Origin of the sequence: Cumulibacter manganitolerans (genome assembly GCF_009602465.1) — a bacterium.
GTDB classification, from domain to species: Bacteria; Actinomycetota; Actinomycetes; order Mycobacteriales; family Antricoccaceae; genus Cumulibacter; species Cumulibacter manganitolerans.
Map to the genome: position 1 here is coordinate 16,842 of NZ_WBKP01000036.1, position 23,118 is coordinate 39,959.

General features: G+C 72.2%; 21 protein-coding genes. 13 read left to right on the forward strand and 8 right to left on the reverse strand.

What is annotated here, in order from left to right; all coding sequences use genetic code 11:
• The first annotated feature begins 14 nt into the window (after positions 1–14).
• The 7 genes from F8A92_RS12880 (at position 15) to F8A92_RS12910 (ending at position 6,325) form a co-directional block, all read left to right on the forward strand.
• Positions 15–332, forward strand: a complete 318-nt coding sequence (locus F8A92_RS12880; RefSeq protein ID WP_153505571.1) for a hypothetical protein — start codon at positions 15–17, stop codon at positions 330–332.
• A complete protein-coding gene (locus F8A92_RS12885; protein WP_153505572.1) occupies positions 332–1,171 on the forward strand; it encodes an FAD:protein FMN transferase in 840 nt (279 codons plus the stop codon). The genes F8A92_RS12880 and F8A92_RS12885 overlap by 1 nt, the downstream gene beginning before the upstream one ends.
• 62 nt (positions 1,172–1,233) lie before the next feature.
• The gene (locus F8A92_RS12890; protein ID WP_153505573.1) at positions 1,234–2,229 is read left to right on the forward strand and encodes an NAD(P)H-dependent flavin oxidoreductase; all 996 of its coding nucleotides are present in this window, start codon (positions 1,234–1,236) and stop codon (positions 2,227–2,229) included.
• 105 nt (positions 2,230–2,334) lie between these two features.
• Positions 2,335–4,059, forward strand: coding sequence for a hypothetical protein (locus tag F8A92_RS12895; protein WP_153505574.1), 1,725 nt, complete (start codon positions 2,335–2,337; stop codon positions 4,057–4,059).
• A 205-nt stretch (positions 4,060–4,264) separates the two neighbouring features.
• On the forward strand, positions 4,265–4,936 hold the full coding sequence (locus F8A92_RS12900; RefSeq protein WP_153505575.1) for a 50S ribosomal protein L25/general stress protein Ctc: 672 nt from the start codon (positions 4,265–4,267) through the stop codon (positions 4,934–4,936).
• Between the two features lie 11 nt (positions 4,937–4,947).
• Complete coding sequence (pth, locus tag F8A92_RS12905) at positions 4,948–5,526, forward strand: aminoacyl-tRNA hydrolase (RefSeq protein WP_153505576.1); 579 nt, start codon at positions 4,948–4,950, stop codon at positions 5,524–5,526.
• A 28-nt stretch (positions 5,527–5,554) separates the two neighbouring features.
• A complete protein-coding gene (locus tag F8A92_RS12910; protein WP_228389427.1) occupies positions 5,555–6,325 on the forward strand; it encodes a 3'(2'),5'-bisphosphate nucleotidase CysQ in 771 nt (256 codons plus the stop codon).
• Between the two features lie 244 nt (positions 6,326–6,569).
• Here F8A92_RS12910 and F8A92_RS12915 read toward each other — a convergent pair whose 3' ends face one another.
• From F8A92_RS12915 to F8A92_RS12935, 5 genes are read right to left on the reverse strand one after another with little or no spacing between them, the layout of a single operon-like run.
• Complete coding sequence (locus F8A92_RS12915; protein WP_153505578.1) at positions 6,570–7,442, reverse strand: amidohydrolase family protein; 873 nt, start codon at positions 7,440–7,442, stop codon at positions 6,570–6,572.
• On the reverse strand, positions 7,439–8,956 hold the full coding sequence (locus F8A92_RS12920) for an acyl-CoA synthetase (protein WP_228389428.1): 1,518 nt from the start codon (positions 8,954–8,956) through the stop codon (positions 7,439–7,441). The genes F8A92_RS12915 and F8A92_RS12920 overlap by 4 nt, the downstream gene beginning before the upstream one ends.
• Positions 8,953–9,888: a 3-hydroxyacyl-CoA dehydrogenase NAD-binding domain-containing protein gene (locus F8A92_RS12925; RefSeq protein WP_153505579.1), complete on the reverse strand. Its 936-nt coding sequence runs from the start codon at positions 9,886–9,888 to the stop codon at positions 8,953–8,955. Before F8A92_RS12925 ends, F8A92_RS12920 begins: the two co-directional genes overlap by 4 nt.
• Complete coding sequence (locus F8A92_RS12930; protein WP_153505580.1) at positions 9,885–11,849, reverse strand: acetoacetate--CoA ligase; 1,965 nt, start codon at positions 11,847–11,849, stop codon at positions 9,885–9,887. The genes F8A92_RS12925 and F8A92_RS12930 overlap by 4 nt, the downstream gene beginning before the upstream one ends.
• Positions 11,846–12,628, reverse strand: a complete 783-nt coding sequence (locus F8A92_RS12935; protein ID WP_153505581.1) for a crotonase/enoyl-CoA hydratase family protein — start codon at positions 12,626–12,628, stop codon at positions 11,846–11,848. The genes F8A92_RS12930 and F8A92_RS12935 overlap by 4 nt, the downstream gene beginning before the upstream one ends.
• An 80-nt stretch (positions 12,629–12,708) precedes the next feature.
• Between F8A92_RS12935 and F8A92_RS12940 the strand changes: the two genes are divergently transcribed.
• Together F8A92_RS12940 and F8A92_RS12945 are read left to right on the forward strand one after the other, a co-directional pair.
• On the forward strand, positions 12,709–13,197 hold the full coding sequence (locus F8A92_RS12940; RefSeq protein WP_228389429.1) for a MarR family winged helix-turn-helix transcriptional regulator: 489 nt from the start codon (positions 12,709–12,711) through the stop codon (positions 13,195–13,197).
• A complete protein-coding gene (locus F8A92_RS12945; RefSeq protein WP_153505582.1) occupies positions 13,184–13,723 on the forward strand; it encodes a TetR/AcrR family transcriptional regulator in 540 nt (179 codons plus the stop codon). The genes F8A92_RS12940 and F8A92_RS12945 overlap by 14 nt, the downstream gene beginning before the upstream one ends.
• On the opposite strand, the gene F8A92_RS12950 is transcribed toward F8A92_RS12945, so the two are convergent.
• On the reverse strand, positions 13,720–14,727 hold the full coding sequence (locus tag F8A92_RS12950) for a diacylglycerol/lipid kinase family protein (protein WP_194291483.1): 1,008 nt from the start codon (positions 14,725–14,727) through the stop codon (positions 13,720–13,722). The genes F8A92_RS12945 and F8A92_RS12950 overlap by 4 nt on opposite strands.
• Positions 14,728–14,863: 136 nt before the next feature.
• Here F8A92_RS12950 and mfd point away from each other — a divergent pair, with 136 nt between their 5' ends.
• Positions 14,864–18,391 carry a transcription-repair coupling factor gene (gene mfd / locus F8A92_RS12955; protein ID WP_153505584.1) on the forward strand — a complete coding sequence of 1,176 codons (3,528 nt, stop codon included), beginning with the start codon at positions 14,864–14,866 and terminating at the stop codon, positions 18,389–18,391.
• A gap of 36 nt (positions 18,392–18,427) precedes the next feature.
• On the opposite strand, the gene F8A92_RS12960 is transcribed toward mfd, so the two are convergent.
• Positions 18,428–18,946: a DUF2231 domain-containing protein gene (locus F8A92_RS12960; protein WP_153505585.1), complete on the reverse strand. Its 519-nt coding sequence runs from the start codon at positions 18,944–18,946 to the stop codon at positions 18,428–18,430.
• Positions 18,947–18,980: 34 nt separating this feature from the next.
• Complete coding sequence (locus F8A92_RS12965; protein WP_153505586.1) at positions 18,981–19,757, reverse strand: VIT1/CCC1 transporter family protein; 777 nt, start codon at positions 19,755–19,757, stop codon at positions 18,981–18,983.
• A 176-nt stretch (positions 19,758–19,933) separates the two neighbouring features.
• Here F8A92_RS12965 and F8A92_RS12970 point away from each other — a divergent pair, with 176 nt between their 5' ends.
• The 3 genes from F8A92_RS12970 to eno all read left to right on the forward strand — a co-directional run bounded on the left by F8A92_RS12970 (position 19,934) and on the right by eno (position 23,027).
• Positions 19,934–21,007: a hypothetical protein gene (locus tag F8A92_RS12970; protein WP_153505587.1), complete on the forward strand. Its 1,074-nt coding sequence runs from the start codon at positions 19,934–19,936 to the stop codon at positions 21,005–21,007.
• Positions 21,004–21,636, forward strand: coding sequence for a MazG family protein (locus F8A92_RS12975; RefSeq protein WP_228389430.1), 633 nt, complete (start codon positions 21,004–21,006; stop codon positions 21,634–21,636). Before F8A92_RS12970 ends, F8A92_RS12975 begins: the two co-directional genes overlap by 4 nt.
• A gap of 104 nt (positions 21,637–21,740) precedes the next feature.
• Entirely contained in the window at positions 21,741–23,027 is a 1,287-nt protein-coding gene (gene eno / locus F8A92_RS12980) for a phosphopyruvate hydratase (protein WP_153505588.1), read from the forward strand.
• Positions 23,028–23,118: the final 91 nt, after the last annotated feature.

Genomic DNA, 23,118 nt, shown 5'->3' on the forward strand with positions numbered 1-23,118 from the left:
CGGATCCTAGAGGCATGACATCCACCCCAGGCAGCAACCAGGGCACGAGCCGCGTCGTCTTCCGGGCCGGCGCGATCGCGGCCGCCGCCTCCGTCGGCATCGGCCTGGCGGCCGCCGGCGCGACGCACGGCACCGCCGCGGCGTCGGGCACCGCCACCTCCTCGAGCACCCACAGCGCGACGTCCCCGTCGAGCACGTCGTCCCCCTCGAGCACGACGTCGCCCCCCGGCTCTGCCGCGCAGCAGTCGACGACCGGCAGCACGCCGACCGGCTCCGGCCCGACGATCCAGCGGACCACCCAGCCCGCGCACACCCGCTCCTCGGGGTCGTGATGAGCGCGCGCTCCGGGGTCGGCCGCTGGGAGCTGCAGCTCTGGACGACGTACGGCGTCATCCTGACCACCGATCCGCGGGCGATCGACCGCGTCCGGGACGACGTCCTCGCCGAGCTGGACCGGATCGAGCGGGCGTGCAGCAGGTTCCGCGCCGACTCGGAGGTGTGCCAGATCGTGCGCCGGCCGGGCGTCCCGATCGTGCTGAGCGACACCCTCGCGGCCCTGATGGACCGCGCGCAGCGCTCGCTGGAGTGGACCGGGGGCGCGGTGAGCGTGACGCTCGGGACGCCGCTGGGGTACGACCCTCTCGTGGGGGTGTACACGGCGCGGCCGCGGGAGGTACTGGACTTCGGGTCCATCGGCAAGGCGTACGCCGCGGAGCGGGTGGCGGCGCTGATCGCCGAGCGCACCGGCAGCGGCGTGCTGGTGAACCTCGGCGGCGACATCGCGACGGTGGGCGCTCCGCCGGAGGGCGGCTGGCGGATCCGCATCGATGACGACAGCAGCCCCGAATCGCCCGTCGTGGCGCTGGGCAGCGGCGGCCTCGCGACCTCCAGCATCGTGCGCCGCGCGTGGTCGGACGCCGACGGCACCCGCCGCCACCACATCATCGACCCGCGCACCGGGGAGAACCCGCCGCCGTACTGGCTGACCGTCTCGGTCGTCGCCGACAGCGCCGTCGACGCCAACGCGGCCGCCACCGCGGCGATCGTCCTCGGCGAGCGCGGGCCCGACCTGCTCGAGCGGCACGGGCTCTCGGCCCGGCTGGTGGGCGTCGGTGGCTCCGTGCGGTATCTCGGATCCTGGCCGCACGACCGGCTGACCCACGTCGCGTAGCGGGCCCGCGTCGGCTAGCCTGAGCGGTGTTGACACGTGTATCAACTAGCGAGGGACGGCCAATGATCAAGACCAGGTTCACCGAGACATTCGGCGTCGAGGCGCCGATCGTGCAGGGCGGCATGCAGTGGGTCGGCGTGGCCGAGCTCGTCGCCGGCGTGGCCAATGCGGGAGCCCTCGGCTTCATCACCGCGCTGACCCAGCCCACCCCCGAGGCGCTCGTGAAGGAGATCGAGCGCTGCCGGGAGATGACGGACAAGCAGTTCGGCGTCAACCTCACGATCCTGCCCGCCATCAACCCGCCGCCGTACGCCGAGTACCGCGACGCCATCATCAGCGCCGGGGTCAAGATCGTCGAGACGGCCGGCTTCAACCCCGTCGAGCACATGCCCGACTTCAAGGCCGCCGGGGTGAAGGTGCTGCACAAGTGCACCAGCGTCAGGCACGCGGTGAAGGCGCAGGGCATCGGCGTCGACGGCATCTCGATCGACGGCTTCGAGTGCGCCGGGCACCCCGGTGAGGACGACATCCCCGGGCTCATCCTGATCCCGGCCGCGGCCGAGCAGATCAGCATCCCGATGATCGCCTCGGGCGGGTTCGGCGACGCCCGCGGCCTGGTCGCCGCGCTTGCCCTCGGCGCCGACGGCATCAACATGGGCACCCGCTTCATGGCCACGCAGGAGGCGCAGATCCACGCCAACGTCAAGCAGGCGCTGGTCGACGGCGACGAGCGCTCCACCAACCTGATCTTCCGCCAGCTGCGCAACACCGCCCGCGTCGCCAAGAACGCGATCTCCGACGAGGTCGTCGGCGTCCTCGCCGGCGGCGGCCAGTTCGAGGACGTCCGTGAGCTGGTGGCCGGCGTCCGCGGCCGCAGCGTCTACGAGACCGGCGACCTCGACGCCGGCATCTGGTCGGCGGGCATGGTGCAGGGGCTGATCAACGACGTGCCGTCGTGTGCCGAGCTCATCGACCGGATCGTCGGCGGCGCCGAGGAGATCATCGGCTCGCGGCTCGCCGGGATGCTCGTCCACGAGCCTGCGGCTACGAGTTCATAACTAACCGGCTCCTCACGGGAGCGGAAGCCTTCTCACCGCCGTCACAGCCGTAGTCTTTCGTGAGCGGCGCGGTGGGTCGCGCTGCGCTGCCGGTGAGGAGTGAACGTGACAGGTCCGGACGATCCGTATCGCTGGGGAAGCCCCGAGCAGCCCGAGGGGGCGCCCGGCGCCCGGCCGCCACAGGAGCCGGTGACCGGGTCGACCGTGTCCTACAACGCCGCCGCGTTCGACGACGAGCAGCCGCAGCAGCAGCCGCCGTCCGGGGCGTTCGCGGCTCCGGGCCCGGCGTCCGGGTCCTTCCCGGCTCCCGCTCCGACGTCCGGCGCATTCGGCGCGCCGACCTCGGGCGGCTATGCGGCGCAGCCGGGATACGGGCCGACCTCGGGCGGCTATCCCGCGCAGCCCGGCTACGGGCCGCCGACCGGCGGCTACCCAGCCCAGGGCGCCCCGTTCGGCGGCGGACCGCAGCCGGCGAAGAAGTCGAACAAGGCGCTGCTGCTCGGCCTCGGCGGCCTCGTCGTCGTCGCTCTCCTGGTGGTCGGCTACTTCGTGTTCTTCAGCTTCAGTGGCATTCACAACGGCAAGGGCGACATCAAGAACGCGAAGTCGTTCCTCAGCCAGGCCGAGTCGACCTGGAAGGACTCGCTTCCCGACGAGGGCATCACGCAGGGCAAGAAGCCGGGCTGCTACTACGTGCTGGGCAGCGGCGACGACATCACCAACCAGATCGCCTGCGGGCCGGTCCGGCGCGCCGCGTCCGAGAAGGGCGCCGTCTGGGACTTCTACCACTTCACGACCACGGGCTCCGGAGACAACCAGCAGGCGACCGAGCTGACCGAGCAGGCGGTCGGCAAGAAGGAGCCGGCGAACGGCTCGCTGGTGAACGTCGACGGTGACGGCCCCGACGACGACGGCGCCGGGCTCAAGGAGCCGCCGCTGCCGAAGGCCGACAAGGACGGCGTGTGGGCGGTCGACCAGTTCACCGTCGATGCGAAGTCCAAGGGCAACGCGGTCGAGCTGGACGCCGATCCGCGCCTCGTCGCGCCCGGAGCGCAGGTCGTGGTCAGCTCGATCACCGAGTACAGCATGGCCGCCATCGATGGGAAGGCCGCGCAGGCCGCCGACGGGCAGAAGTTGTTCGTCGTCGAGCTGACCGGCGATTCCGGTCCGGTGGAGGGCTACCTCACCAATGTCCTGGCCTTCGACCTCAACGGCACCAAGGTCGAGACGGACAGCTCGCCGGACTCGCTGGGCAGCACCAAGTTCCTCGTGTCGGTCCCGGCCAAGGGCAAGTCGTCGCTCGTGCTCGACAGCGAGGGCCATCAGCAGACCCTCGACCTCTCCAGCGGGGAGCGCGCGGAGGACAAGTCGACCGAGCTGTACTACAGCGGCACCCCCGAGCCGACCGCCTCCCTGAGCGACCAGCTGGCGTTCCCGGCGACGTCGATCACCGCGACCGAGGCGTTCTCACTGAACATCTCGTTCTCGGCCGCCAAGCTGACGCCGTACGACGCCGACTACGGTTGGGCGCCGGCGGGGCAGCACTGGCTGATCGTCACGATGAGCACCGACGGCGTCACCAGCTCGTCGTCCTCGAGCTTCCAGTACTACTCGATCGACTGCAGCGCGACGACGGTCTCCGGCGGCACGATCAAGTCCTGCCAGTCCGACGCGGGCAGCGGGCAGACCGCGACGCTCGTCGCCGCGGTCGCGCCGGGCACCAAGCAGTTCTCGGTGAACTTCGCCGCCACCCTCGACGCGTGGGGCGACTCGCAGCCGGACGCGTACGGCGGCTTCGGGCCGGCGCCGGTGGCGATCAACTTCCCGTAGCGCCGCACCGCCCGCCGGTCTGCGAGATTCGTCTCGTCCTCCGGCGGGCGGTCGCGCGTCGGCTACACTCGAGAGGTTGCCCGGCGAGGGTGCGTGCAGGACGGCGCACCGTGATCGACGGTCTGGTGCTCGCCGTTCGCCGGCTGGAGCCATGGCCCGAGAGACTCCAGGGCCGCCACCACAGGCATTTCAACGGAGGAGTCACATGTCTGACGAAGTACGCATCGAAGCCGCGACCCGCGAGGACTTCGGCAAGGGTGCGGCGCGGCGCGCGCGCCGCGACGGCCAGATCCCGGCGGTCCTGTACGGGCACGGGATGGACCCGGTGCACCTGAACCTGCACGGCCACCAGCTGACCATGGCGCTGCGCCAGGGCCTGAACACCCTGCTGACGATCAAGGTCGACGGCAAGGACGAGCTGGTCCTGGCCAAGGACGTCCAGGTGCACCCGCTGCGCCGGGTGATCCAGCACGCGGACCTGCTGCTGGTCAAGAAGGGCGAGAAGGTCACCGTCGACGTCCCCGTCGAGGTCACCGGCGAACTCGTGCCGGGCGGTCAGCTCAACCAGGACCTCACCTCGGTGTCCGTCGAGGCCCAGGCCACCCACATCCCCGAGTCGCTGTCGGTGGACATCTCGTCGCTGGAGATCGGCGGCCAGGTGCTCGCGAGCGACCTGCAGCTGCCCGCGGGCGCGACCCTGCTCACCGACGGTGAGTCGCTGATCGTCGGCGTCACCGAGGTCGTCGACGCGGACGTCGAGACCGACGCCGTCTCCGAGGAGGAGGCAGCGGGCGCCGAGGGCGAGGGCGCCGAGGCCGAGAGCGAGTCCGAGGGTGCGGCCGAGGGCGACGCCGCCGAGAAGCCGGCGGACGAGTAAGCAGCCCGCTTGTGTCGACGACCCTCGTAGCGGGCCTGGGCAATCCCGGTCCGCAGTACGCCGCCACCCGGCACAACGTCGGGTTCATGGTCGTCGACCTGCTCGCGCAGCGGTCCGGTGCCTCCTTCAAGAGGCACCGGACCAACGCCGAGATCGCCGAGACCCATCTCGGCGCGCCGCCCGCCCCCCGGGCGGTCCTGGCCAAGCCGTTGAGCTTCATGAACGCCTCCGGCGGCCCGGTGAGCGGCCTGGCCAACTACTTCTCCGTCCCGCCCGGCAACGTGGTCGTCATCCACGACGAGCTCGATCTGCCGCTGGGCGTGGTGCGCCTGAAGCTCGGTGGCGGCGACAACGGCCACAACGGCCTGAAGTCGATCACGAAGTCGCTGTCCACCAAGGACTACCTGCGGGTGCGGATCGGCATCGGGCGCCCGCCCGGCCGGCAGGATCCGGCAGACTACGTGCTGAAGCCCTTCGCGGCCGCCGAGCGGGCGGAGGTCGGCGTCGTCCTGGAGGAAGCCGCCGACGCCGTCGAGCTGCTCGTGCGCGAGGGGCTGGAGCGCGCGCAGAACAGCGTGCACGTGCGCTAGCGGCGCACCACGAGAATCGAGGACCCTGGTGAGCGCGATCGATCCCGCCGTCGACGACCTGGAGCTGGCCCGGCAGCTCGCCGAGCGCACGGGAGAGATCCTCCGCGAGGTCCGGGCCGACGTCGGGTACGCCGACCGGTGGACGCTGATGAACGCCGGCGACCGCGCCGCGCAGGACTACCTCGGCGCGGCGCTGGCCGCCGCCCGCCCCGACGACGCCGTGCTCTCGGAGGAGGCGCCCGACGACCTCGCGCGGCTCACCGCGGACCGGGTGTGGATCATCGACCCCGTCGACGGGACGTCGGCGTACGGCTACCGCGGCAGCGACGAGTGGGCCGTGCACGTCGCGCTGTGGGAGCGCGGGTCGCTCGTCGTCGGCGTCGTGTCGCGTCCGGCCACCGGCGAGATGTACGACAGCGCGACCGCCCGGCAGCTGCCGCTGCGGCATCCCGACGAGCTGCGGATCGTCTGCAGCCGCTCCCGGACGACGTCCTTCGTGCGCGCCGTGGCCCGGGACGTGGGTGCGGATCTGGTGGACATGTCCTCGGCCGGGATCAAGGCGCTCGCCGTCCTGACCGGGGAGGCGGACGCCTACCTGCACACCGGCGGGCAGCACCAGTGGGACAACGCCGCCCCGGTCGCGGTCGCGCTCGGCGCCGGGCTGATCGCCGAACGGGTGGACGGCTCGCCGATCGTCTACAACGAGCGCTCCACGAGCATCGACGACCTGCTGATCTGCCGCCCCGAGGTGCACGACGAGCTGCGCGCCGCGATCGACGCGCACGCCCACCGCATCTGAGGCGCTGCGCGCGGCGCCGCGGGCTCGCGGTGGGTTCGACCCCGCTATCGGCGACCTACCGGGGCATATCCCACCGCGAGCGCGGCGAGCGGGGCGTAACCCACCGCATGGATTGTGATCGAGGGCTTGCCGATGTCGCCGGTCAGCGCGACCTTGGTGATGGCCGCCCGCAGACGCCCATCACCGTCGTGCCGGGCATCCAGATCGTTGCCGAAAAGCGCTACCGGTCGTTCATGGCGGACGCTCAGGTCAGGCCCAGCAGCTTCGCCGCGTTCTGCTTGAGGACCAGCGGGAGCACCTCGGGCTTCATGTCGAGCTTCTCGAACTCGGTGACCCACTTGTCGGGGTCGATCACCGGGTAGTCGGTGCCGAAGAGCACCTTGTGCCGCAGCATGGTGTTCGCGGCGCGGACCAGCTCGGGGGCGAAGTACTTCGGCGACCAGCCCGACAGGTCGATGTACGTGTTGGCCTTGTGGGTGGCGATGGAGATCGCCTCCGACTGCCACGGCACCGACGGGTGCGCCATGATGATCTGCAGCGTCGGGAAGTCCGCGGCGAGGTCGTCCAGGTACATCGGGTTGCACGGGCGCAGCTTGATCCCGGCCCCGCCCGGCATGCCCGCGCCGATGCCGGTCTGCCCGGTGTGGCTGATGATCGGCACACCCAGCTTGTCGATCTCGGCGAACAGCGGGTAGAACCGCTCGTCGTTGGGGTAGAAGTCCTGCATGCCCGGGTGGAACTTGAACCCGCGCACCCCGTGGTCGTTGACCAGCTTGATCGCCTGCTCGATGGCCTTGTCGCCCTGCAGCGGATCGACGGACCCGAACGCGATCAGCGTGTCGTCGTACTTCGCGACCTGGTCGGCGATCTCCTCGCTGGAGAGCGCCTCGTGCCGCATCGCGGTCGTCGCGTCGACCGTGAACACGACCGCGGCCATGCTGCGCTCCCGGTAGTACGCCGCGATGTCGTCGACGGTCGGGGTGCGGTTCACGTCGGCGCGGAAGTACTTCTCCGACGCGGCGAGGATGTCGTCGTTCACCGAGATGTGCCCGTGGTCGTCCTTCTCCACGTGCACGTGGATGTCGAGGGCCTTGATGGAGTCGAGGTCGATGCTCATGGGTGCTCCTGTCGGTATGCGTCCGGGATGCGTTTCTTGACGAGCTTTCCGCTCGCATTGTGGGGGAGCTCGTCGACGAAGATCAACGAGCGGGGGATCTTGTAGCGGGCGAGCTGCTCGTCGAGCGAGCCGAGGATCTCCTCGGCGGTCGCCTCGGCGCCGTCGCGCAGCACCACGAGGGCGCGGCCGACCTCGCCCCAGGTCGCGTCGGGTACGCCGATGACGGCGCACTCGGCGACCGCGTCGTGCCGGACCAGCGCCTTCTCGACCTCGGCGGGATAGATGTTCTCCCCGCCGCTGATGATCATGTCCTTCAGCCGGTCCACGACGTGCACGAAGCCGGCGTCGTCGAGGTAGGCGATGTCGCCGGTGCGCAGCCACCCGTCGTCGATGAGGGCGTCTGCGGTGGCGCCGGGGTTGTTCCAGTAGCCGACCATGATGTTCGGGCCGCGCGCCTGGATCTCTCCCTCGCTGCCGGTCTCGAGCAGCCCGCCCGCGGGGTCGGCGATGCGGACGTCGACGAAGAAGGTGGGCACGCCCGTGGCGGCGGGATCCGCGTCGGCCCGGTCGGCGCGCATGAACGAGATGGCCGGCGAGGCCTCGGTGAGCCCGTAGCCCTGCTGGAACGCCAGCCCGCGGGCCCGGTAGAGCTCGGTCAGCGACGGCGGCACCGGCGCCCCGCCGCAGGTCAGCAGCCGGATGGACGACAGGTCGGCGGCGGGCCATCGGGGGTGCTGCGCCATCGCGGCGAACATCGTCGGGACGCCGAACATGTAGCTCACCCGATGCCTCTCGATCAGCTCGAGGGTCTCGCCGGGGTCGTACTTCGCGACCAGCACGCAGGTGCCGCCCTTGATGAAGGTCAGCAGCACGACCTGGTTCAGGGTCGCGGTGTGGAACATCGGCGCGTTGACCAGGGCCACGTCGCTGCCGACGACGTCGGTGTCGATGAGCGTGCCGAAGACGTTCCACAGCAGGTTGTGGTGGCTGAGCATCACGCCCTTCGGGTTCCCGCTGGTCCCCGACGTGTACTGGATCATCGCGACCGACTCGATCGGGACGTCGGGGAGCTCGGCGGCGTCCTCCGCGGCGAGCAGCGCGTCGTAGCGGGCGCCGTCCGCCTCGATCAGCCGCGCGGCGGCGATGCCCAGCCGGGACGCCGCCGGCCCGTGCGGGGCGGTCCAGACCAGCAGCGCGGGCGTGCAGTCGGCGGTGATGAACGCGAGCTCGGCCTCGGTGAGCCGAGTGTTGAGCGGGACGAAGATCGCGCCGATGCGCATCGCCGCGAACATCGTCTCGGCGAGCGCGATCGAGTTGTGGCCCAGGAACGCGACCCGGTCACCCGCCGCCACCCCGCTCGCCCGCAGCCCGCGGGCGAGCCGGTCCACCCGCGCATCGAGCTCGCCGAACGTCACCGCACGCTCGCCCTCGACGAAGGCGTGCGTGTGCGGGTTGATCCGGGCCCGGCGGTGCGGCCAGGTGCCCAACGAGCCGCGGACGGCGGCCGGGCTCACGGCCGCGGCCCCTCGCTCTTGAGCCGGAGCAGCGCGACGAGCAGCTCGTCGCGCCGCGCGCGGATCGCTGCCACGTCCCGACCGGCGACCTCGTCGTCCATCCCGTCCACGATCGCGGCGACCATGTGCTCGGACAGCTCGCCGACGCTCGACAGGTCCCGCCACCACTCGGCCGTCGGGGGCCCGAGGTGCTCGAGGATGTGCGCGATGCCGCCGGGTCCGCCCGAGAGGTGCTGGGTCATGAACGGTCCCTCGAGCGCCCAGCGCAGCCCGGGCCCGGCCTCCATCGCCGCGTCCAGGTCGCGGACGCTGATCGCGCCGGAGTCGACCAGCGCGTACGCCTCGCGCCACAGCGCGGCCTGCAGCCGGTTGACGACGTGCCCGGGCAGCTCCCGGTGCAAGCGGACCGGGCGCTTGCCGGCCGCGGTGTAGAGGGCCAGGGCGTCGGCGACGGCGTCCGGATCGGTCGCGGCGCCTCCGACGACCTCGACGAGGGGAATCAGGTGCGGCGGGTTGAACGGGTGGCCGATCAGCACCCGCGCCTGCCGGTCGCCGGCCGCGGCCTGGAAGTCGCTGGCCCGGATGCCCGAGGAGCTGCTGGCGAGCACCGCGTCGTCGGCGGCCGCCGCGCCGATCTCGGCGAAGATGGCCCGCTTGACGTCCACCCGTTCCGGACCGTTCTCCTGCACGAGCTGCGCGCCCGCGACGGCGTCGGCGATCGAGTCGCACCAGACCAGCGTGCCGCCGCCGTCGGCGTGCGGTCGGCCGAGAGCCCGCAGCGCCGGCCGGCACTCCTCGATCTGCGCGCGCAGCGCCGCCTCGGCGCCGGGCGCCGGGTCGACGGCGCGGACCGCCCAGCCCTCGGCCAGGAAATGCGCGGCCCAGCTCGCGCCGATCGCGCCGGTCGAGACGACGGCCACCGTGCGGTTCATCGCTGCTCCATCCGCTCGCGGATCGTGACGAACGCATCGAGCGAGGTCGGGTCGGCGAGCGCATCCTTGCTCGCCACCTCGTCGACCGGGCGACCCTTGAGGATCTTCTTGACCGGCACCTCGAGCTTCTTGCCGGTCCGGTTGTGCGGGATCGCCGGCACCGCCTCGATCCGGTCCGGCACGTGCCGGGGCGACAGGTCGGTGCGCAACCGGTCGGCGATGCGCGCGCGGAGCGCGTCGTCGAGCTCGACGCCCTCGGCCGGCACCACGAACAACCACAGCGTCCCCATGCCGCCCTCGTCGTCCTCGAGGTGGATCACCATCGCATCGGCGATCTCGGGGATCCGGTCGGTGGTCGAGTAGAAGTCGGCCGTGCCCAGCCGGACGCCGCCGCGGTTCAAGGTGGCGTCCGATCGCCCGCTCACCACGCACGAGCCGCGGTCGGTGAACCGGATCCAGTCGCCGTGCCGCCAGATGCCGGGGTAGCTCTCGAAGTAGGCCTCGCGCAGCCGGGTGCCGTCGGGGTCGCCCCAGAACGCCACCGGCATCGAGGGCATCGGCTCGGTGATGACCAGCTCGCCGAGCTCGCCGATCACCTCGTGGCCGCGCTCGTCGTACGCCGTCGCGGCGACGCCGAGGCAGCGCCCCGAGATCTCGCCGGCCCAGACGGCCTGCCACGGGCTGCCCTGCACGATGCCGCTGCAGACGTCGGTGCCGCCGCAGCCGACGTTCAGCAGCACCTGCGGACCGAGCTCGTCGTACACCCAGCGGGCGGCGTCCGGCGACATGGGGGAGCCCGCGGCGCAGACCTCCTTGACCCGCACCCCGAGCGCGCCGGGCCGCACGTCCTGCCGCCGGCACTCGGCGATGAACGCCGGGCTCAGGCCGATGATGGTGGTGGCCGTCTCGGCGGCGATCCGGAACTGCCAGTCGAGCCCGGGATGGGCCGGGTTGCCGTCGATCATCACGATCGAGGCGCCGTTGAGCAGCGCCGAGCTCAGCGAGTTCCACATCATCCACGCGGTCGTGCTGAACCACAGGAACGTGTCCTCGGCGGTGATGTCCCACGACAGCGCGTTGCTCTTGAGGTGCTCGACGAGCAGGCCGCCGTGGCCGTGCACGATCGCCTTCGGCCTGCCGGTCGTGCCGGAGGAGAACAGCACGACCATCGGATGCTCGAAGGGCACGCGGGTGAACGTCGGCGGGGCCGTCGTCGCGTGCCGCTCGAGCAGCTGCGACCAGCGCTGCGCGTCGGGCAGCGGGTGCGCGCCGTACTCGACCTCGACCACGTGCTGCACGCTCGGTATCGCGGCCCGGATGCGGGCCACCTCGTCCCGGCGGTCCACCTCGCGAGCGCCGTACGTGTAGCCCGACACGGCCAGCAGCACGGCGGGTTCGACCTGGCCGAACCGGTCGATCACGCTCTGCGCGCCGAACTCCGGCGCGCAGCCGGCCCAGATCGCACCGAGGCTGATCGTCGCGGCGTACGCGACGAGCGTCTCGGGGACGTTGGGCAGGTAGCCGACGACCCGGTCGCCCCGACCGACCCCGAGGGATCGCAGGGCTGCCTGCGCAGCCGCGACCTGGGCGCGCAGCGCACGGTGCGTCAGCCGGATCGGCGCGCGGGTCTGCGAGTAGCCGTAGGCCGCGACGCCGTCGTCGCCGCGGCGCAGCAGGTGCTCGGCGTAGTTCAGCCGCAGGTGCGGAAACCACCGCGCTCCGGGCATCGTCCGCTCGACGAGCACCGGCTCCGGGGAGCCGTCGTACCGCACGTCGAAGTACTCGACGATCGCCCGCCAGAACCCCTCCAGGTCGTCGACCGACCAGCGATGCAGGGCCTCGTAGGAGTCGAAGGACAGCCCGCGAGAGCCGGCGAGCCAGCGCACGAACCCGCCGAGCGCGCTGCGCTCGAGGTCGGCCGGCGCGGGCTCGTGCAGCAGGGTGCCCGCCGGGGTGCTCACAGCGAGTCCGCCTTCGCGGCTCGGCCGGCGACGAAGTCGGCCATCCGGGCTTTCGCCTCGTCGGTCCCTTGGGCGATCGCCGCCATCAGCGACTCCATGAGATAGCCGTCGCGCGGGTTGCTCTCGGCGATCCGCGGCAGCGCCTGGGTGACCGCGAAGTTGGTCGCGGGCGAGTTGCGGGCGACCTTCGCCGCGAGGTCGAGCGCCTTGCGGGCCGCCGACCCGGTGTCGACCAGGTAGTGGCTCAGACCCACGTCCTGGCCCTCGCGGGCGGTGAGCTTGCGCCCGGTGAGCATCATGTCCATCATTCGCGAGAAGCCGATCAGCCGGGGCACCCGCACCGACGCGCCGCCGCCGACGAAGATGCCGCGCTGGCCCTCGGGCAGCACGTAGAACGCCGTGCCGTCGGCGACCCGCAGGTGCGCCGCGGTCGCGAGCTCGAGCCCACCGCCGACGACCGCGCCCTTCAGGGCCGCGATCACGGGGACCGGTGAGTCCTCGATGAGACCCATCGAGCGGTGCCACATGCGCGAGTGCTGGATGCCCTCGAACGTCGAGTGCTCCGCCAGCGAGCCGAGGTCCAGCCCGGCGCAGAAGTGGTCGCCCTCGGCGTCGATCACGATCGCCCCGAGATCGCTCGGCAGGTCGGTGAACAGCCGGCCCAGCGCGAGCACCGTCTCGTCGTCCAGCGCGTTGCGCTTCGCCGCGCGGGCCAGGGTGAGCACCCCGATCGCGTCGCGGCGCTCGAAGCGGAGGGAAGCGGGCAGTTCATCGCGCATCGACACGGCTCCAAATATCAGGATTCCTGTGATAACCGGTCGCGCTAGCATAAATCAGGAATCCTGCGAAAGGCAAGGCTGTGACCGTCCGACCGCCCCGCGTGCTGTACGTGATGAAGCAGGTCGAGCTGGCGACGCGTGCCCGGCTCGAGGAGATCGCCAAGCCGTTCGGCGTGACCGCGCTGCAGTACACCGCGCTGACCGTGCTCGATCGCCAGGACGCGCCGATCTCGTCCGCCGAGCTGGCGCGGCTGTCCTTCGTCACCGCCCAGACCATGGCCGACATGGTGGCGGCGCTGGAGCGGCGCCGGCTGGTCGCCCGCGCGCCCGACCCGGCGCACGGCCGGCGGCTGCTGATCACCCTGACCGCCGACGGGCAGGCGCTGCTGCGGGCGGCGGAGCCGCGGGTCGCCGAGCTGGAGGAGACGCTGATGGACGGCATCTCGACGAGCGAGCGCGCGGGCTTCTCGCGGATCCTGGACCGTGCTCGCCGCAACCTCGCGGCGGCCGGCCGGGCGCCCACTCCTCCGCGGGCCCGGTCGCAAGGTTCCGGTCATGACGAGGCGTGACACCGTCGCGGAGGCGGCCGTCGAGCTGGTGGCCCGGTCCGGCGTCCGCGCGCTGACCCACCGAGGCGTCGACGCGGAGGCCGGGTGCCCGCCGGGCACCACCTCCAACTACTTCCGCACCCGGGAGGCGTTGCTGGCCGGCGTCGCGGAGCGGATCAGGGAGCGCGACGTGCAGGTGGTGGGCGTCGGCGGCCGGCCACCGGCCACCCTGCCCGGCTTCACCGACCTCCTCGGCGCGTACGTCGTCGCGATGTGCACGCGGTACGCCTACCTGGCCCGCGCGCGCATCGCGCTGATGACCGAGGTGCCCGAGCAGCTGAGCGGCGGCCACCGGCGCCTGGTCGGCGGCATCACGGCGATGCTGCGCTCGTACGGCATCGCCGAGCCCGAGGCCGCGGCCGAGAGCGTGGTCGACTTCGTCGACGGCGCGATCATCCACCGCGTGTACCTCGCCGCCCCCGCGCCGGACGCCGCGGCGATCTCGCGGACGCTGCTGCGCCTGCTGGGCGCGGAGACGGGCGCCTAGCGCAGCGGCAGCGGCACGCGCACCTGCAGCGCCCGATGGTCGACCTGGACGTCGAGCCGGGTGACGCCGCAGAACACGTCGCCGTCGAGCTGCACGGGCAGCGGCCGGACGGGCTCGACGAGCACCCCCGGGCTGAGCGTGTGGCGCAGGCCGCGGACCCCCGACCGCAGGTGCAGCAGCCCCTTGACCCCGATGGGCAGCCACTCCACCGGATGGGTGACGGTGACCTCGAGGACGTCCAGGACGCCGTCGTCGGCGACGGCGCCGGGGAAGATCTCGATGCCGCCGGGCACCTTGCCGAAGCTGCCGGTCAGCAGGCTCCACGCCCGTAGCTCGCGCGGCGGGTTCGCCGCGTACGTGACCCGCATCGCGACCGGGCGGTCGAGGGCGTGCCGCAGCCCTGCCTCGGCGTACGCGAGCCAGCCCAGCCGGCCCTTGAGGTGCCCGTGCGTGTCGTGCACCGTCACGGCGTCGTTGCCGATGCCGGCCAGCACCAGGAACAGGTGCTCGGCCGTCGCGTCGTCCACGGTGAGGGTCGCGCTGCCGAGGTCGATCGGCGCCGTCCCGCCCTGCAGCGCGATCTCGACGGCGGCCTCGGGCCGGTGCAGGGGGAGCAGCAGGTTGCGGGCGAGCAGGTTCGCCGTCCCGATCGGCACGATGCCGAGCGGGACGCCGGTGTGCCGCAGCGTATGGGCGGTCATCCGCACGGTGCCGTCGCCGCCGCACGCCACGACCAGGTCGCAGCCGTCGGCGAGCGCCTGGGCCGCCTGCTCCCGGCCGAACGAGGTCGCGGTGGTCCGGTAGTACCGCGGCGGCGGCCAGCCCGCGCGCGCCACCGCGGCCGCCAGCACGCCCTCGACGGCGGGCGCGGCGTCCTTCAGCGCGTGCACCACCGCACCCACCCGGTGGACCCGGCCGTCGGGCCGGCGGACCGCGCCCGCGAGGGGATAGCGCGCGGAGCGGCGCCGCAGCAGCGGCAGCCGGGCGAGCGATCCGACGGGCATGCGCCTCATCCTGCCGCACCGCGTCCCGGCGCCCGGTCGGCCCCGCTCACTAGACTGGGTCCGGTATCCCTCCGCGAGCCCTCGCGGAGGGCCGTTCTGCGTGCGCCGGCCGGGCTCGCGCGATGGGGAGGCGTGGATGCTGGAGCACACCGAGGCGAGCGCGCGGCTGCGCGGGCTGCTCGATCCGCTCACGAACGACCCGGCGCTGGCCGATGCCCTGGCGTCCCTCGGCGAGGGCGTCGACCGGTCGATCCGCTGCCTGCAGCCGGCGCAGCCGTTCGTGATCGCCGCGCTGGCGCGCCGCGCCGGGGACCGGCCGGTGATCGTGGTGACCTCGACGAACCGGGACGCCGAGCGGCTGGTCGCGGCGCTCGGGTCCCTCCTGCCGGCGTCCCAGATCGGGCACTTCCCGTCCTGGGAGACGTTGCCGCACGAGCGGCTGTCGCCGCGCGCCGACACCGTCGGCGCCCGCCTGTCGGTGCTGCGGAGGCTGCGGCATCCCGAGGAGCAGGGCCCGCTGAAGGTCGTCGTCGCGCCGGTGCGCAGCATGCTGCAGCCGATGGTGGCCGGCCTCGGCGACCTCGAGCCGGTGCACCTGGCCAAGGGCGACGAGCGGCCGATGGAGCAGATCGTCGCCGCGCTCGCCGGCATCGGGTACAGCCGCGTCGACATCGTCGAGAAGCGCGGGGAGTTCGCCGTCCGCGGCGGCCTCGTCGACATCTTCCCGCCCACCGAGGAGCACCCCGTCCGCGTGGAGCTGTGGGGCGACGAGGTCGACGAGCTGCGGTACTTCTCGGTGGCCGACCAGCGCAGCCTGGGTGCCGGACCCGCCGCGCTGTGGGCCCCGCCCTGCCGCGAGCTGCTGCTGACGGACGACGTCCGCGCCCGGGCCCGCGCCGTGCTGCACGAGCACCCGGAGCTCGGCGAGATGCTCGAGCCGATCAGCGAGGGCAGCACCGTCGAGGGCATGGAGTCGCTCATCCCGGTGCTCGTCGGAGACCTCGAGCTGCTGGTCGAGCAGATCCCCGCGCAGTCGCTGGTCGTGGTGTGTGACCCGCAGCGGGTCTCGGCCCGCGCGCTGGAGATGGTGGCCTCCAGCGAGGAGTTCCTGGACGCGTCGTGGGCGGTCGCCGCCGGCGGCGGGCGGTCGCCGATCGACCTGGGCGCCTCGGCGTACCGCACGGTCGACGAGGTCCGCGAGACCGCGCTGGCCGCCGGGCAGTCGTGGTGGGAGCTCGACCCGCTCGGCGGCACCGACGAGGTCGGCATCGACGCGCACGCGGTCGACCAGTACGTCGGCGACCCCGACCGGTTGATGCGCGACATCCGCCGGCACACCGCCGACGGCTGGGCGGTCGTCATCACGTTCGCCGGGCACGGGCCCGCCAAGCGGTCGATCGAGCGGCTCGCCGACGCGAACATCGCCGGCCAGCTCAGCGAGGAGATCGCGCAGCCGCCGCGGCCCGGCATCGTCACCGTCACGACCGCCGACCTGGACGCCGGGTTCCTCGCGCCGTCCGCCCGGCTCGCGCTGATCACCGAATCCGACATCACCGCCTCCCGCGGGCAGGCCACCCGGCAGATGGGCAAGATGCCTGCCCGCCGCCGCAACGCCATCGACCCGCTCGCGCTGCGCCCCGGCGACTACGTCGTGCACGAGCAGCACGGCGTCGGCAAGTACATCGAGATGGTGCAGCGGCAGATCGGCGGCGCCGACCGCGAGTACCTGATCATCGAGTACGCCTCGTCCAAGCGCGGCCAGCCCGGCGACCGGCTGTTCGTGCCGACCGACCAGCTCGACCAGATCACCCGGTACGTCGGCGGCGAGATGCCGTCGCTGAACAAGCTCGGCGGCGCCGACTGGCAGAAGACCAAGGGCCGGGCCCGCAAGGCGGTCAAGGAGATCGCCGGCGAGCTGGTGCGGCTGTACGCCGCCCGCACGTCCGCGCCGGGCTACGCCTTCGGCCCGGACACCCCCTGGCAGCGCGAGCTCGAGGACGCCTTTCCGTACACCGAGACGCCCGACCAGCTCGCGGCGATCGACGAGGTCAAGGCCGACATGCAGAAGTCGATCCCGATGGACCGGGTGATCTGCGGCGACGTCGGCTACGGCAAGACCGAGGTCGCGGTCCGGGCGGCCTTCAAGGCCGTCCAGGACGGCAAGCAGGTGGCCGTGCTGGTGCCGACGACGCTGCTGGCCCAGCAGCACTACCAGACGTTCGTCGAGCGGTTCAGCCAGTTCCCGGTGAAGGTCGCCCAGCTCTCCCGGTTCACCCCCAAGAGCGACGCCGACAAGATCCTCGAAGGCGTGGCCGACGGCACGGTGGACGTCGCGGTCGGCACCCACCGGCTGCTGCAGCCCTCCACCCGGTTCAAGGACCTGGGCCTGGTGATCGTCGACGAGGAGCAGCGGTTCGGCGTTGAGCACAAGGAGTACCTCAAGCAGCTGCGCACGGCCGTCGACATGCTCACCATGTCGGCGACGCCGATCCCGCGCACCCTGGAGATGAGCCTGACCGGCATCCGCGAGATGACCACCATGCTGACGCCGCCGGAGGAACGGCACCCGATCCTGACCTTCGTCGGGGCGTACTCCGAGAAGCAGATCGTCGCGGCGGTCCGTCGCGAGCTGCTGCGTGACGGGCAGGTCTTCTACCTGCACAACCGGGTCAGCTCGATCGACAAGGCGGCGGCGCGGATCCGCTCCCTGGTGCCCGAGGCGCGGGTCGCGGTCGCGCACGGCCAGATGAGCGAGGAGCAGCTCGAGCGGATCATGATGGGCTTCTGGGAGCGCGAGTTCGACGTGCTCGTCGCGACCACGATCATCGAGGCCGGCCTGGACGTGCCCAACGCCAACACGCTGATCGTCGAGCGCGCGGACGTCCTGGGCCTCAGCCAGCTGCACCAGATCCGCGGGCGGGTCGGGCGTTCCAGGGAGCGGGCGTACGCCTACTTTCTCTACCCGCCGGACAAGCCGCTCGGCGACGTGGCCTACGACCGGCTCGCGACGATCGCGCAGAACTCCGAGCTCGGCGCCGGGATGGCGGTCGCGATGAAGGACCTCGAGATCCGCGGCGCCGGCAACCTGCTCGGCGGCGAGCAGTCCGGGCACATCGCGGGCGTCGGATTCGACCTGTACGTGCGGCTGGTGGGGGAGGCCGTCGCCGAGTACCGCGGCGACAAGCAGGCCCACGAGGTCGCCGAGATCCGCATCGACTTGCCGGTCAGCGCGCACGTGCCGCACGACTACATCGACGGTGAGCGGCTGCGCCTGGAGATCTACCGCAAGGTCGCCTCGATCGTCGACGAGGCGAGCGCGCAGCAGGTGCGCGACGAGCTCGCCGACCGGTACGGCCCGGTGCCGCCGGAGGTGGAGAACCTGATCGCGATCGCGCTGCTGCGCGAGCTCGCCAAGCAGGTCGGCGTCCACGAGATCGCGGCCCAGGGCAAGACGGTGCGCCTGCAGCCGCTGAAGCTCGGCGACGCGGCGCAGATGAAGCTGGCGCGGGTCTACAAGGGCGCGACGTACAAGCCGAACCTGTCGCTGGTCAGCATCCCGCGGCCGACCGAGGGCACCGGCGTGGCGGCGCCGCCGCTGCGCAACCAGGCGGTCATCGAGTGGGCGCGGCGGGTGCTCGTCGACCTCGCGCCGCCGCCCGCGTAGTACGCGTCCGGACCGCGCGGGGGCGGGGTGCGGCGCTCAGTCGCCGTCGCCACCGGAGCCCGGGCTGGTGGACTGCACGATGTCCTTCCAGGCGGCCTCCGAGCCGGTGTGCCCGGTGATCACGGTCTGCACGATGAACCAGACCGCCACGGCGGCGAGCAGCACCCGCGCGACGGGTGCCGCCACGGCGGGCAGCCGCGTCCGGAACTCGCCGCGGCCCGAGGCGAGCGGGCTGCGCACGGCGATCGCGAAGAACGCCAGCACCGTCACGACGAGGTAGCCGATCGCGACCACCTTGAGCAGGTCGCCGGCCTCGGCGTGCTGCTCGATGAGCGCGTTGCCGCCGAGCCGGCGCTGCAGGTCCTCGCCGGCGTCGGCCGCCAGGACCGCGAGCCCCGTGGAGATCACGGTCAGCACCAGCAGCGGCCACCGCAGGTAGAACGCCCACCGCGGCCGGACGGCGACCGCGATGCCGAGCAGGGCGGCGAGGGGCCCCAGCACGACCACCGCGTGCACCAGCAGAACGTGGGCCGGGAGGCCGAAGAGGGTGTCCATGCACGCAGCTCTCCTGACGTCGGGGGAAGGGCGGCTAGACCTTCACATTCGTTCCAAAGAGGACGCTGGCAAGCGCTCCGACGCCGTACGAGATCGCCATCGCGGCCGCACCGCCGACCACCAGCCGGCCGACGGCACGCAGCCGCGAACCGCCGCCGATGGACGCCGACACCCAGCCGGTCAGAGCGAGGGCCAGCAGCACCGCCACGACGGTCGCGATGATGCGCGCCTGCGTCGGGAACAGCAGGATGGCGAGGGTGGGCACCGCGCTGCCGATCAGGAATGAGATCGCCGATGCGACGGCGGCCGCGATCGGGTTCGTCAGCTCGTCGGGGTCGATGCCCAGCTCGGCATCGAGGTGCGCGCCGAGCGCGTCGTGCTCGGTCAGCTCGCGGGCCACCTGGGTCGCGGTCTGCTCGCTGAGCCCCTTCGCGCGATAGAGCGCGGTCAGCTCCTCGAGCTCGATCTCCGGGTCTTCCTCGAGCTCGCGCCGCTCCTTGGCGATGAGATCGCGCTCGGCGTCCCGCTGCGACGAGACGGACACGTACTCGCCGAGCGCCATCGAGATCGCCCCGGCGGCCATGCCGGCGATGCCGGCGGCCAGCAGGGCCGTCGAGCTGGTGGTCGCGCCCGCGACGCCCATCAGCAGGCCGGCCTGGGAGATGATGCCGTCGTTCGCGCCGAGCACCCCGGCCCGCAGCCAGTTGAGCTTGCTCGCGTGCCCGCTCTCGTGGCTCTCGCCGGGGTGGGCCAGCCGCGGATCGGTGTCGGCGAGGTCCTCGCCGGGCGCGGGGGAGGAAGGTTCGATCATGCCCATCAATGAACCACGTCCGCGCCCCCCGCGGGAGGGCACCGCGCCCGGCGGCCAGGGAGGTTCGTCACGCAGGAGAGCCGTACCGAAGCGCCCGCCGGTGATGCCACACCGGCCGCTCGCGGCCCGTGTGAGACAGTGGGATGCCTACAAATCCCTGTGGAAAGGTCTCGTTCGTGCTGGCTCTGAACCTCCGCCGCCGTACTGCCACCCTCCTCGTCGGCGCCGCGCTCAGCGGCCTCAGCCTCACCGCATGCGGGAGCCCGTCGTCGACCGTCGCGACCGTCGGCAGCGAGACGATCACCCAGAAGGAGTACCGGGCAGCGCTCGACAACGCGTACGCCGACCCCATCGTCGGTGCCGAGGCCAAGAAGATGGGCAGCACCTACAGCACCGCGCTGCTGAACGACCTGGTGAGCTTCGAGATCGCCAAGGCGGTCGCCGCGAAGGCCGGGGTGTCGGCCAGTGCCTCCGACGTCAGCGCCAAGCTCACCGAGCTGCTCGGTGGCCAGAGCCTCGAGCAGGCGCAGAAGGCCTACGTCGCGCAGGGCCAGCCGATCACCGAGCAGCAGATGCGCATGCGCCTCGGGGTGCTGCTGGTCAGCGAGGAGCTCGGCAAGCAGGCGACCGGGACGACGCAGGAAGCCCTCGCCGCGCAGCAGCTCGCCGACCTCAAGGCCAAGCGGGACGCCGACCCGAGCAAGTACACCAAGTTCAACCTGACCCTCGCCGCGACGATGGACCAGGCCAAGGGACAGGCCTGGGTGGAGAAGACCAAGTCCGGCACGGCCGGCTCGCTGACCGAGGTCGTGGCCGCGGACCCCGACCAGTCGACCGGTGGGCAGGCCACCACCCAGGACGTCGACGGCGGCCAGGAGGACCCGAAGATCATCGCCCAGATCGCGGCCATCCCGGCCGGGCAGACCGGCCTGCTGACGATCGGCCCCGACCCGTCGAGCGGCGCGTTCTACTACTACGCCGTCACGGTCAACAGCGCCACCGTCGACGACGACGCGACCCTCAAGCAGCAGGCGGACCAGGCCGCGGAGCAGCAGTTCCAGAACGCCGGGCTGACCGCCGCGGCCGACGAGGCGAAGAACATCAAGATCGAGGTCAACCCGCGGTACGGATCGGTCGAGCGTCCCAAGCAGGGCCTGCCCAGCGTGACGGTGCCCAAGTCCGACACCTTCTCGACCCCGACGACGTCCGCGTCGTCGGCGCCGGCCCCGGCCCTCCCCGCCGGCGCGTGACCGAGCGCGGGCTGGCCCGCGCCGTGCGGGTGATGGACCGGCTCCGCTCGCCGGGAGGCTGCCCCTGGGATGCGCAGCAGACGCACCGCTCGCTGGCCAAGTACCTCCTCGAGGAGGCGTACGAGGCGGTCGACGCGATCGGCGGCAGCGATCCCGAGCACCTGAAGGAGGAGCTCGGCGACGTCCTGCTGCAGGTGCTCTTCCACGCCCGGATCGCGCAGGAGTCGGCGGACGGCTTCGACATCGACGACGTGGCGGACGCGCTGAGCGACAAGCTCGAGCGGCGCCACCCGCACGTCTTCGGTGACACGCAGGTCAGCGGGGCCGACGAGGTCGACGCCAACTGGGAGCAGATCAAGGCCGCCGAGCAGCAGCGCACCGGCACCTACGAGGGCCTGGTCTGGGGCGCCCCGTCGCTCGCCGTCGCTGCCGCGGCCCTGCGCCGGGCCGCCCGCGCCGGGGAAGACCTGCAGGTCGCGCGGGACGGCGCCGAGGGCGAGGTCGCGGCCGACCTGCTGGCGGTCGTGCGCCGCGCGGGCGAGCTCGGGGTGGACGCCGAGACGGCGCTGCGCGGGGCGCTGCGTGCCGCGACCGCGACGTCCGCGAGCAACCCCACAGCGCGCGCCTAGCAGCGATCCCAGCCAGGCAGCGGATCGCCGTTAAGGTGGAGTCGACAGCGCGCACCTGACGTGCCGCGACGCACGAGTATCACCAGAGCCCCAAAGGAGCATCAGTGGCCAGCATTGAGGCGATCGGCGCCCGCGAAATCCTGGATTCCCGTGGCAACCCCACGGTCGAGGTCGAGGTCCTGCTCGACGACGACACCTTCGCGCGGGCCGCCGTGCCCAGCGGGGCGTCGACCGGCCAGTTCGAGGCGGTCGAGCTGCGCGACGGTGGCAAGCGCTACGGTGGCAAGGGCGTCGAGAAGGCGGTCGCGGCCGTGGTCGACACGATCGCCCCGGAGCTGATCGGCTACGACGCCGAGGAGCAGCGGCTGATCGACCAGCGGATGATCGAGCTCGACGGCACCAAGGACAAGTCCAAGCTGGGCGCGAACGCGCTGCTGGGCGTGTCGCTCGCCGTCGCGCAGGCCGCGGCCAAGGCGGCCGACCTCCCGTTGTTCCGGTACGTCGGCGGCCCCAACGCGCACGTCCTCCCGGTGCCGATGATGAACATCCTCAACGGCGGGGCGCACGCGGACTCCAACGTCGACATCCAGGAGTTCATGATCGCGCCGATCGGCGCGAGCAGCTTCTCCCAGGCGCTGCGCGCCGGCACCGAGGTCTACCACGCGCTGAAGGCGGTCCTGAAGAAGGAGGGCCTCGGCACCGGGCTCGGCGACGAGGGCGGCTTCGCGCCCAGCCTGTCGAGCAACCGCGCGGCTCTCGAGCTCATCGACAAGGCGATCAGCTCCGCCGGCTTCAAGACCGGCAAGGACATCGCGCTGGCCCTGGACGTCGCCGCGAGCGAGTTCCACAAGTCGCGCAAGTACGAGTTCGAGGGCGGCAAGAAGTCCAGCGACGACATGATCGCCTACTACGACTCGCTGGTCAGCGACTTCCCGATCGTGTCGATCGAGGACCCGCTCAACGAGGAGGACTGGGCCGGCTGGGCGGACATCACCAGCCAGCTCGGCGACAAGGTGCAGCTGGTCGGCGACGACCTGTTCGTGACCAACCCCGAGCGCCTCGGGCGCGGCATCCGCGACGGGGCGGCGAACGCACTGCTGGTCAAGGTCAACCAGATCGGCACGCTGACCGAGACGCTGGACGCCGTCCAGCTCGCGCACCGCAGCGGCTTCCGGTGCATGATGTCGCACCGTTCGGGCGAGACGGAGGACGTCACGATCGCCGACCTCGCGGTCGCGACCGACTGCGGGCAGATCAAGACCGGCGCGCCGGCGCGCTCCGAGCGCGTCGCGAAGTACAACCAGCTGCTGCGCATCGAGGAGGAGCTCGACGACGCGGCCGTATACGCCGGCCGCTCGGCCTTCCCGCGCCTGGACGCCAAGAAGAAGTAGCGCGTGGCACCCCCAGCAGAGCGCAAGGCGCCGCGTCCGGCCGGACGCGGCGCCGCCGCGCGTTCGCGGGCGGGCGCGAAGTCGTCGTCCG